10 protein-coding genes are annotated in these 10,406 nt (G+C 64.5%); 1 reads left to right on the forward strand and 9 read right to left on the reverse strand.

Annotated features, from left to right (window positions below; translation table 11 throughout):
• Positions 1 to 78: 78 nt before the first annotated feature.
• Positions 79 to 831, forward strand: a complete 753-nt coding sequence (gene cobF / locus ABZD10_RS01180; RefSeq protein ID WP_372884272.1) for a precorrin-6A synthase (deacetylating) — start codon at positions 79 to 81, stop codon at positions 829 to 831.
• On the opposite strand, the gene modC is transcribed toward cobF, so the two are convergent.
• From modC to ABZD10_RS01225, 9 genes are all read right to left on the reverse strand, one after another.
• Complete coding sequence (gene modC / locus ABZD10_RS01185) at positions 828 to 1,910, reverse strand: molybdenum ABC transporter ATP-binding protein (protein ID WP_372884273.1); 1,083 nt, start codon at positions 1,908 to 1,910, stop codon at positions 828 to 830. The two genes, cobF and modC, sit on opposite strands and share 4 nt — an antisense overlap.
• Entirely contained in the window at positions 1,907 to 2,602 is a 696-nt protein-coding gene (gene modB, locus ABZD10_RS01190; protein ID WP_372884274.1) for a molybdate ABC transporter permease subunit, read from the reverse strand. Before modB ends, modC begins: the two co-directional genes overlap by 4 nt.
• A complete protein-coding gene (modA, locus tag ABZD10_RS01195) occupies positions 2,595 to 3,386 on the reverse strand; it encodes a molybdate ABC transporter substrate-binding protein (RefSeq protein ID WP_372884275.1) in 792 nt (263 codons plus the stop codon). The genes modB and modA overlap by 8 nt, the downstream gene beginning before the upstream one ends.
• 63 nt (positions 3,387 to 3,449) lie before the next feature.
• A complete protein-coding gene (locus ABZD10_RS01200; protein ID WP_372884276.1) occupies positions 3,450 to 3,821 on the reverse strand; it encodes a winged helix-turn-helix domain-containing protein in 372 nt (123 codons plus the stop codon).
• An 88-nt stretch (positions 3,822 to 3,909) separates the two neighbouring features.
• Positions 3,910 to 4,416 carry a hypothetical protein gene (locus ABZD10_RS01205; RefSeq protein ID WP_372884277.1) on the reverse strand — a complete coding sequence of 169 codons (507 nt, stop codon included), beginning with the start codon at positions 4,414 to 4,416 and terminating at the stop codon, positions 3,910 to 3,912.
• A gap of 4 nt (positions 4,417 to 4,420) precedes the next feature.
• Positions 4,421 to 5,107, reverse strand: a complete 687-nt coding sequence (gene narI, locus ABZD10_RS01210) for a respiratory nitrate reductase subunit gamma (RefSeq protein WP_372884278.1) — start codon at positions 5,105 to 5,107, stop codon at positions 4,421 to 4,423.
• A gap of 9 nt (positions 5,108 to 5,116) precedes the next feature.
• Positions 5,117 to 5,836 carry a nitrate reductase molybdenum cofactor assembly chaperone gene (gene narJ, locus ABZD10_RS01215; RefSeq protein ID WP_372884279.1) on the reverse strand — a complete coding sequence of 240 codons (720 nt, stop codon included), beginning with the start codon at positions 5,834 to 5,836 and terminating at the stop codon, positions 5,117 to 5,119.
• Positions 5,833 to 7,353 carry a nitrate reductase subunit beta gene (gene narH / locus ABZD10_RS01220; RefSeq protein ID WP_372884280.1) on the reverse strand — a complete coding sequence of 507 codons (1,521 nt, stop codon included), beginning with the start codon at positions 7,351 to 7,353 and terminating at the stop codon, positions 5,833 to 5,835. The genes narJ and narH overlap by 4 nt, the downstream gene beginning before the upstream one ends.
• Positions 7,350 to 10,406, reverse strand: a 3,057-nt coding sequence (locus ABZD10_RS01225; protein ID WP_372884281.1) for a nitrate reductase subunit alpha, incomplete at its 5' end; no start/stop codon positions are given. The genes narH and ABZD10_RS01225, both read right to left, overlap by 4 nt.

Genomic DNA, 10,406 nt, shown 5'->3' on the forward strand with positions numbered 1-10,406 from the left:
CCGCCGCCCCGACACCGCCCCCCCCCCCGACACCGCCGCGCTTCATCTTGCACCAAATACTCCCGCCGGAGGCCTCAAATGATCCAGCTCTCCCTTGTCGGCATCGGCTCCGGCAACCCCGAGCACCTCACGCTTCAGGCCATCCGGGTGCTGGAAAACGCCGATGTGATCCTCTTGCCGCGCAAGGGCGAAGCCAAGACCGAGCTCGCCGACCTGCGCCGGATGATTGCCCGCGACATCCTGAAACCCGGCCCCCGGATCGTCGAGTTCGACTATCCGGTGCGCGACGCTTCGACGCCGAAATACCTTGACGGGGTCAACACCTGGCACAATGCGCTGGCGGCGATCTGGGGCCGGCTGATGACCGAACATGCGCCCGAGGACGGCCATGTGGCGCTGATGGTCTGGGGCGATCCCTCGCTCTATGACAGCACGCTGCGCATTGCCGACCGGCTCTTGGCGCAGGAATTCGACATCGCGGTCAAGGTGGTCCCCGGCATCACCAGCCTGCAGATGCTGACCGCCGCCCATGCGATTCCGCTGAACGGGCTTGGGGCGCCGGTGATGATCACCACCGGGCGCAGGCTGCGCGAGCATGGCTGGCCCGAGGGCGTCGACACGGTCGCGGTGATGCTCGACGGCGAGACCTCGTTCCAGAGCCTCGAGGCGCGGGATTATGACATCTGGTGGGGCGCCTATGTCGGCATGCCCGACCAGATCCTGCTTTCGGGGCCATTGTACGAGATCGGCGAGACCATCGTCGAGACCCGCGCCAAGGCACGCGAAGAGCATGGCTGGATCATGGACATCTACCTGATCCGCAAGCGTTAACCACCCGCGTCCTGCGGCGCGATCGACACCGTCTTGACCACGCCGTAAAGCTCGAGCCCCGGCGCCAGCCCCATGGCCGCGACCGAGCGCCGCGTCACCCGGGCCAGCACCCGCCCGGCCTCGGTGTCCAGCGACACGATGGCGCCGGGCCCCTCGCCTGCGCGCACCCGGTCGATACGCCCCTTGAGGATGTTCAGCGCCGAGACGCCGCTGGGTTCCTGCAACGACAGCATCACGTCCTGCGCCGCGATGCGAACCCGCAGCGCCGCACCAATGTCCTGCGCCACGCGCGGCAGGTAGAGCCGCGCCGCGCCGGCCCGCAATTCGCTGAGCCCGTCGTCGTGATGCGCCGCAACCCGGGCCTCGATCACCGCCCCGACGGCGCGCACCCCCGAGGGGGTGAACATCGGATCGCCCAGCACCTCCACCGCCGGGCCCTGACGCGCCACCCGCCCCGCCTCGAGCGCCACCACGGTGGTCGCCAGCCGCGCCACCTCGGCCGGGGAATGGGTGACATAAAGCACCGGAATCCCGCTCTCGTCGCGCAGCCGCTCGAAATAGGGCAGGATCTCGGACTTGCGCGCCCCGTCGAGCGCCGCCAGGGGTTCATCGGCAAGGATCAGCCGCGGGCTCGCCAGAAGCGCGCGGCCAATGGCGACGCGTTGTTTTTCGCCGCCCGAGAGCCGCGCCGGTCGCCGCTCGAGCAGGGCAGCGATGCCGAGCATCTCGACCACCCGCGACAGGTCTTCGCGCGGCGCGTTGCGCGGCGCGAACCGCTGGCCATAGCGCAGGTTCTGGCGCACGGTGAGATGCGGAAACAGGCGGCTGTCCTGAAACACATAGCCCAGGCGGCGGCGATGCGGCGGCAGCCAGAGCCCGGCGGCGCTGTCGCTCAGCACCGTGCCGTTGACGGCTATGCGCTCGGCCGCGGGGCGCAGCAGCCCGGCGACGGCGTTGATGACCGCCGTCTTGCCCGAGCCCGAGGGGCCGAACAGCACCGTCAGCCCCGGCGGCGCGGTGAATTCCACGTCAAGGTCGAAGCCTTCGAACCTGTGCTGAATGGCCAGCGAAAGCATCATTCCCCCCCCAGGCGCCGCGCCAGCCGCCGCGCCAGAACCTCGGAGAGCACCAGCGCCGACATCGCGACGGCGACCGAGACCAGCACCAGCCGCAGCGCCGAGGCCTCGCCGCCGGGCACCTGAAGAAAGCCGTAGATCGCCGAGGGCAGGGTCTGGGTCTGGCCGGGAATGTTGGAGACAAAGGTGATGGTGGCGCCGAACTCGCCCATCGCCTTGGCAAAGGCCAGCACCGTGCCGGTGAGGATGCCGGGCAGGATCAGCGGCAGGGTCACGGTGACGAAGACCCAGAGCCGCGAGGCGCCCAGTGTCGCGGCGGCCTGTTCCAGCCGCCCGTCGACCGCCTCGAGCGACAGGCGCATGGCACGCACCATCAGCGGAAAGGCCATCACCCCGGCGGCCAGCGCAGCGCCGCTCCAGCGGAAGGCAAAGACGATGCCGAGTTCCTGCAAAAGACTGCCAATCGGGCCGCGTGTTCCGAAGGTCATCAACAACAGATAGCCGGTGACAACCGGCGGCAGGATCAATGGCAGATGCACGATGCCGTTGAGCACCTGCTTGCCCGGAAAGCGCCAGCGCGCCAGCGCATAGGCGACCAGCAGCCCCAGCGGCAGGGCCAGCAGCGTCGCCCAGAACGACACCTTGAGCGACAGCGCCACCGCCTGCCATTCCTCGGGGCCAAGCCAGTCAATCATCGGGCATCACCCGTAGAAAGCCCTGATCCGTCAGGATTTTCCGGGCGGCTGGGGTTTTCAGAAAGTCGAGGAACTGCGCAGCGAGCGCCCTGTTGCCCTCTGCCACGGCAGCGGCGGGATAGGTGATCGGCGCATGGCTGTCGGGCGGGATTTCCGCGACCACGACAACCGTTTCCTCGGCCAAGGCGTCCGAGTGATAGACGATGCCCAGCGGCGCCTCGCCGGCGGCCACCAGCGCCAGCGCGGCGCGCACGTTGTCGGTCTGGGCAACGCGGTGGGCGATCTCGGGCCACAGCCCAATATGGCCCAGCGCCTCTTTGCCATAGATCCCGGCCGGCACGGCGCGCACCATGGCCATGGCCAGCGGCCCGTCGCCCAGCCGCGCGGCAAAGGCACCGGGCTCTGTCAGGGACAGGGGCTGGGGCCGGGGCGCCGCGCGGGGTGCAATCACCACCAATGCGTTGGAGGCCAGATCAAAGCGGCTGTCGTCGGCCAGAAGCCCGTCAGCGGCAAGCAGGTCCATCCAGGCGATATTGGCCGAGACAAACACATCAGCCGGGGCACCAAGCTGGATCTGGCGCGCCAGCGCCGAAGAGCCGGCATAGGAGATGCGCAGCCGATGGCCGGTGGCCTCGGTGAAATCGGCGCCGATGGTGTCCAGCGCGGTTTTCAGGCTGGCGGCGGCAAAGACCGTGAGCGTGTCGGCAAAGGCCCCGAACGGCAGCAGCAGCAGCGCCAGCAAACAGCCGGTGCGCGCGCAGGATTTCAGCAATTGCCGGATCATGGCCGCCCTCGAAAGCGAAATATCCCAACGGATATAACGCTGCCCTCCCCGCCCCGGCAAGCGTTATTTCCCATCGGGAATATCGATCAGCATTTGCTGAAGCTTTTCAATGTGCTCGGCCCCTGCGCTCCGGGCCTTCTCTTCCAGCGCCCGGAACTCGGCCAGCACCGCCTGCCCGGTCTCTGTCACCACCGCGCCGCCGCCCCTGGCGCCGCCGCGCGAACTTTGCACCAACGGGTCGCGAAACATGCCGTTCATGGTCTCGACCAGCTGCCAGGCGCGCTTGTAGCTCATGCCCATTGCCCGGCCGGCGGCCGAGATCGAGCCGGTGGCCGCGATATGTTCGAGAAGCTCCGCCTTGCCCGGCCCCATCCAGTCTTCGGGTCCGAACACCAGTCGCAGGCGGAAACGCGCGGGATGGGACGTGTCATTCATGCCGCGACAGTGCCGCCTTGCCCCGAAAGGTGCAAGCCCGGCGCACCGCAAAGGGGCGCGCCGGGCTTGCCTGTTTTCAGATCAGAGATCATCCAGCCTGCTGGAGCATCTCTTTTTCGGCCGCCGACGGGGTCATGTCGACGCCGGTGATCTCGGCTTTCTCCACCAGATCGGCAACAAAGGCCTGGGCCGCGCGGGCCCATTCCTTGCGCTCCAGCCAATCATGGATGTCGCGCACCACATCGTCATAAGCCGCTTCCTTGGCACCCTCGGGGCGGCTTTCATAGACCTCCCGACATGCGGCCTCGGTGATCGGCTCGAGCTGCATCTCGCGTTCGAGAAAGGCCCGGATCAGCGCCTCGTCCGCGGTTTCGCGCTTGCCCGGACCACGCAGTTCGGGGGCCGCCTCGATACCGGCTTCATTGGCGCCGCTGAGCAGAAGCTCCTTGACCACCAGGGCCCGGGCGGCGGCCTTCCAGGCCAGTCCGGGTTTGGTCTTGGGGGCTTCGTGGTTTTGGGCCTCGGCAGCAATATCTGCCGAGGGGATTGTCTTACCGTTGACAACCACATCTGGGAAAAGTGGTGTACCTTTCATCGGCTCAGGCCTTCTTGCCCTTGCGCGACCGCACAACCTGATAGCCGGGACGCCACAGGTAGCGCACCGGCGCCGAGGCGATGTGCACCAGGCGGGTGAACGGCACCAGGATGAAGATCACCAGACCCAGGAAGATGTGCAGCTTGAACACCAGCGCGGCATCGGCGATGTGGCTGGCTGCGGCCGAGTCGAAGGTCACGATGCCGTTGGCCCAGGCCATCAGCTTGACCATCTCGTGACCGTCCATATGCGCCAGGCTGAGCGGCACGGTCAACAGGCCGAGCGCCAGCTGGATCGCCAGGATCACGATGATCGCGTTGTCGGCGAAGCTCGAGGTCGCCCGCACCCGCGGATCGGCAAAACGGCGATGCGCCAGCATCAGCGCGCCGACCAGCGCCGCCAGACCGGCGATGCCGCCGCCAACGGCCGCGAGGCCCTGTTTCAGGCTGTGACCGACGCCCAGCGCGTCATAGAGCTCGACCGGCAGCAACAGGCCGAAGAAGTGGCCGAGGAAAATCACCAGAACGCCGAAGTGGAACAGCACCGAGCCCCACATCAGCTGCTTGCGACGCAAAAGCTGCGACGAGCTGGATTTCCAGGTGTAGGGATCACGCTCATAGCGCACCACCGCACCCAGGAACATGATCGTGATCGCGATATAAGGAAGGGTTCCGTAAAGAAACTGATGCATGGTTGCCTCCTATTTGTGGGCAACAGCTGGGCGTGGGCCTGGCTGCGTGAATTGGGGGGTGGGGTCCATCTTGGCCATGATGTCCTGGCTCACCGGACATCCGGCATTGGGATCGGGTCCGAAGGTCACTTCGGCCTCTTCCCAGATGTCGTCCAGCGCCTGTAGATCCTCGGGATCGTCGTCGGCCACGCTCAGAAGCTCCTGCACCATCTCTGCGGATTGGGAGATCTCGGCGAACTCGGCCAGACCCGCCATGACCGCGGCATAGATGCTTTCGCGCCGGTTCAGGCGTTCGGCAAGCGCGGCGATGATATGGCCCGCGTCCTGCAGGATCTCCTTGGCCTCGTCCAGCGGACGGGTCGAGAGGAATTCCAGCAGGATCGGCAGGTGATCCGGCAGTTCGGTCGAGGTCAGGTCATAGCCGCCCGCCCGATAGGTTTCCAGAAGGTCGACCATCGCGCTGCCCCGTTCACGGCCTTCGCCGTGAACGTGTTCGAACAGGTTGAGCGACAGGGTCCGCGAGCGATCGAACAGGATCACATAGCGTTCCTGAAGCTCGTAGATGTCCATGGTCTCGAGATCGTCAAGAAGCGGCTGGATGGCGCTGACCGAGGCCGGCGACAGGATGTTCTCCTGTCGCAGGACTTCGCCGATCGCCCCGGCAGCTTCCTTCAGTTCGACGCTGGGATAGCACAGCAGCGCCGAAAGGGCTTTGAAGCTGCGGCTCATTTGGTCGCCTCCTCGGGGATCACGATCTTGCGCGAACCGAACAGCTTGCCACCGCTGGAGCCGGTCGAGCAGCCATTGGTGTCGGTGAAGCCGCAGCCGCCGCGCAGATCAAGCGCGTCTTCGGTGTGCTCGCGGTGCGTCGTCGGCACCACGAAACGGTCCTCGTAATCGGCCAGCGACATGATCTTGTACATGTCCTCGATCTCGAGCGGGGTCAGGCCGACCCGCGAGGCGATCGCCTCGTCAACCACACCATCGACGGTTTTCGAGCGCATGTAGCCACGCATTGCCAGCATCCGCTCCAGCGCGGTGACCACGGGGGCCTCGTCGCCGGCAGTCAGCATGTTGGCAAGGTAGCGCACCGGGATCCGCAGGCTGTGAACGTCGGGCATATCGTCCTTGACGGCGATCTTTCCGGCTTCGGCAGCGTTCTGGATCGGCGACAGCGGCGGGATGTACCAGACCATCGGCAGGGTGCGGTATTCGGGATGCAGCGGGAAGGCAATCTTCCAGTCCATCGCCATTTTCCACACCGGCGAGGTTTTCGCCGATTCGATCCAGTCAGCCGGAACGCCGGCTTCGGCGGCGGCTGCCTGCACTTCGGGATCGTTCGGATCCAGGAACAGGCCCAACTGCGCATCATAAAGATCGGTTTCACCGGCCACCGAGGCCGCCTCTTCGATCTTGTCGGCGTCATAGAGCATCACACCCAGGTAACGGATGCGTCCGACGCAGGTTTCCGAACAGACCGTCGGCAGGCCGCTTTCGATACGCGGATAGCAGAAGGTGCATTTCTCGGATTTGCCGCTTTCCCAGTTGTAATAGATCTTCTTGTAGGGACAGCCCGACACGCACATGCGCCAGCCGCGGCATTTTTCCTGGTCGATCAGCACGATACCGTCTTCTTCGCGCTTGTAGATCGCGCCCGAGGGGCACGACGCCGAGCACGCCGGGTTGAGACAGTGTTCGCAAAGACGCGGCAAATACATCATGAATGTATTCTCGTACTCGCCGTACATCTCTTTCTGAACGCCTTCGAAGTTGTAGTCCTGGCTACGCTTGGAGAATTCGCCACCGAGAATTTCTTCCCAGTTCGGACCCCATTCGATCTTCTCCATGCGCTGGCCGGTGATCTTGGAACGGGGGCGCGCCGTGGGGAACGCCTCCATTTCCGGGGCCGACTTCAGGTGATCGTAGTCGAAATCGAACGGCTCGTAGAAGTCGTCGATCTCGGGCAGATCGGGGTTGGCGAAGATATTGGCCAGGATACGCCATTTGGCGCCCTGCTTGGGCTGGATCTTGCCGGACTTGGTCCGCTCCCAGCCGCCGTTCCAGCGCTTCTGGTTCTCCCAGTCCTTGGGATAGCCGACGCCGGGCTTGGTTTCGACGTTGTTGAACCAGGCGTATTCGACACCGTCACGGCTGGTCCAGACGTTCTTGCAGGTTACTGAGCAGGTGTGGCACCCGATACATTTATCGAGGTTCAGCACCATTCCGATTTGGGCGCGGACTTTCATTCTGCTGCCTCCACTTTTGCCGGGCGATCAAGCCAATCGACATTTTTCATCTTGCGAATGACCACGAACTCGTCGCGGTTGGAGCCAACCGTTCCGTAGTAGTTGAAGCCATAGCTCTGCTGGGCGTAAGAGCCGATCATGTGGGTCGGTTTCAGCACGGTACGGGTGACCGAGTTGTGAATACCGCCGCGTTTGCCGGTCTTTTCAGAGCCGGGCGTGTTCACGATCTTCTCCTGGGCGTGATACATCAGCGTCATGCCCTCCTTGACCCGCTGCGAGACCACGGCACGCGCGGTCAGAGCACCGTTGACGTTGAAGGCTTCGATCCAGTCGTTGTCCTCAATGCCGGCTTTCTTCGCATCGACTTCACTGATCCAGACCACCGGACCACCACGGTTCAGCGTCAGCATCAGCAGGTTGTCCGAATAGGTCGAGTGGATACCCCATTTCTGGTGGGGCGTGATGAAGTTCAACACCACATGCGGCTCTTTCGGATCATGCACGGCGGCGGTGATCGTCTTCAGGTCGACCGGCGGACGCCAGGTGCAGAAGCCCTCGCCAAAGGCGCGCATCCACAGGTGATCCTGATAGAGCTGCTGACGGCCCGACAGGGTACGCCACGGGATCAGTTCATGAACGTTGGTATAGCCCGCGTTGTAGCAGACGTGTTCATCCTCGAGACCCGACCAGGTCGGCGACGAGATGATCTTGCGCGGCTGCGCGGCGATGTCGCGGAAGCGGATTTTTTCCTCTTGCTTGGGCTTCGCCAGATGGGTGTGATCAAGACCGGTCTTCTGCGACAGGGCATCCCATGCCTTGACCGCGACCTCGCCATTGGTTTCCGGCGCCAGCATGAGGATGACCTCGGCGGCGTCGATGGCGGTTTCGATCTTGGCCAGACCCTTGGTCGGGCCTTCCTCGGTGACGACGCCGTTCAGCGCCTTGAGGTTGCTGACCTCGACCTCGGTGTTCCAGGCGATGCCCTTGCCACCGTTGCCCACCTTGTCCATGAGCGGACCAAGCGAGGTGAAGCGTTTGTAGAGGTTGGGATAATCCCGCTCGACCGCGATGAAGTTCGGGCCGGTCTTGCCCGGGATCAGCTCGCATTCGCCTTTTTTCCAGTCCTTCACCTGATCCTGGGCGATCTCGCCCGGGGTGTCGTGCAGGGTGGGCAGCGAAACGATGTCGGTCTCTTCGCCGAGATAGCCGGGAACGATTTCCGACAGTTTCTTGGCGATCGACTTGAAGATCTCCCAGTCCGACTTGGATTCATACGCCGGATCAACCGCCGCCTGCAGCGGGTGGATGAACGGGTGCATGTCCGAGGTGTTCATGTCGTCCTTTTCGTACCACGACGCGGTCGGCAGCACGATGTCCGAATAGACGGCGGTGGTCGACATGCGGAAGTCGAGCGTGACCAGCAGGTCCAGCTTGCCCTCCGGCGCCTCGTCGTGCCAGACCGCCTCGATCGGCTTCTGACGGCCCTCTTCGCCAAGATCCTTGCCCATGACGCCGTTGTCGGTGCCCAAGAGGTGCTTGAGGAAGTACTCGTGGCCCTTGCCCGAGGAACCAAGGATGTTCGAGCGCCACACATAGAGGTTGCGGGGCCAGTTTTCCGGTGCGTCCGGATCCTCGCAGGACATTTCCAGCGCACCCGAGGTCAGCTGCTCGGCGACGAAGGGCGCGATGTCCTTGCCGGCGGCCTTGGCGGCCTTGGCCACTTCCAGCGGGTTGGTGCGCAGCGACGGGGCCGACGGCAGCCATCCCATGCGCTCGGCACGGATGTTGAAGTCGATCAGGCTGGCATCCTTCCAGTCGCCATCGGGCGCGGTCGGCGACACGATTTCCTCGGACTGAAGGGTCTCATAGCGCCATTGGTCGGAATGCGCGTACCAGGCCGAGGTCGAGTTCATGTGACGCGGCGGACGGGCCCAGTCGAGCGCGAAGGCCAGCGGCTGCCAGCCGGTTTGCGGGCGCAGTTTCTCCTGACCCACGTAGTGGCTCCAGCCACCGCCCGACTGACCGATACAACCGCACATCACCAGCATGTTGATGATGCCACGGTAGTTCATGTCCATGTGGTACCAGTGGTTCATCGCCGCGCCGATGATGACCATGGACTTGCCGTTGGTCTTCTCGGCGTTGGTCGCGAATTCACGCGCCACGGTGATGATCTGATCGCGCGGCACGCCGGTGATCTTCTCGGCCCAGGCCGGGGTGAAGGGCACGTCGGCGTCATAATCGCTGGCAACCCAGTCGCCGCCGAGACCGCGGTCAAGGCTGTAGTTGGCGCAGAACAGGTCGTAGACGGTGGCCACCAGGGCCTCTTTGCCGTCGGCCAGTTTGACCTTCTTGACCGGCACGTTGCGGGTCAGCACATCGGGGTGTTCGCACTTGGTGAAATGCTCCGATGCCTCGCCGCCGAAATAGGGGAAGTCGACCCCGACCACGTCGTCGTGATGCTCTTCCAGCAGCAGCGACATGCGCAGTTCGACGTCCTTGCCGCCGACTTTCTGCTCGAGGTTCCACTCGCCCTCTTCGCCCCAGCGGAAACCGACCGACCCGTTCGGCACGACCGGCTCGCCGGTCTTGTCGTCAAGACCGATGGTCTTCCATTCGGGGTTGTTCTTCTGGCCCAGCTTGCCGTCGAAATCGTCGGCGCGCAGCTGACGGCCCGGCACCAGGCGGCCGTCCTTCTCGTCAAGCCGCACCAGAAGCGGCATGTCGGTCAGGCGGCGGTTGTAGTCTTCGAAATAGGGTACCTGGCGGTCGAGGTGGTACTCGCGCAGGATGACATGGCCCATGGCCATCGCCAGCGCGGCGTCGGTACCCTGTTTCGGGGCCAGCCAGATGTCGCCGAATTTCGAGGCTTCGGAATAGTCCGGACAGACGACGGCGGATTTGGTGCCGCGATAGCGTGCCTCGGTGTAGAAATGCGCGTCCGGGGTCCGGGTCTGCGGGACGTTGGAGCCCCAGAGGATCAGGAAGCCGGAATTGTACCAGTCGGCCGATTCCGGCACGTCGGTCTGCTCGCCCCAGATCTGCGGGCTCGA

The sequence above is a fragment of the Shimia sp. genome (assembly GCF_041624275.1).
GTDB lineage: Bacteria > Pseudomonadota > Alphaproteobacteria > Rhodobacterales > Rhodobacteraceae > Shimia.

Excerpts from the sequence above, each read along its gene's own strand:
- cobF (WP_372884272.1), top strand. The coding sequence starts at position 79 with ATGATCCAGCTCTCCCTTGTCGGCATCGGCTCCGGCAACCCCGAGCAC.
- modC (WP_372884273.1), bottom strand. The coding sequence starts at position 1,910 with ATGATGCTTTCGCTGGCCATTCAGCACAGGTTCGAAGGCTTCGACCTT.
- modB (WP_372884274.1), bottom strand. The coding sequence starts at position 2,602 with ATGATTGACTGGCTTGGCCCCGAGGAATGGCAGGCGGTGGCGCTGTCG.
- modA (WP_372884275.1), bottom strand. The coding sequence starts at position 3,386 with ATGATCCGGCAATTGCTGAAATCCTGCGCGCGCACCGGCTGTTTGCTG.
- ABZD10_RS01200 (WP_372884276.1), bottom strand. The coding sequence starts at position 3,821 with ATGAATGACACGTCCCATCCCGCGCGTTTCCGCCTGCGACTGGTGTTC.
- ABZD10_RS01205 (WP_372884277.1), bottom strand. The coding sequence starts at position 4,416 with ATGAAAGGTACACCACTTTTCCCAGATGTGGTTGTCAACGGTAAGACA.
- narI (WP_372884278.1), bottom strand. The coding sequence starts at position 5,107 with ATGCATCAGTTTCTTTACGGAACCCTTCCTTATATCGCGATCACGATC.
- narJ (WP_372884279.1), bottom strand. The coding sequence starts at position 5,836 with ATGAGCCGCAGCTTCAAAGCCCTTTCGGCGCTGCTGTGCTATCCCAGC.
- narH (WP_372884280.1), bottom strand. The coding sequence starts at position 7,353 with ATGAAAGTCCGCGCCCAAATCGGAATGGTGCTGAACCTCGATAAATGT.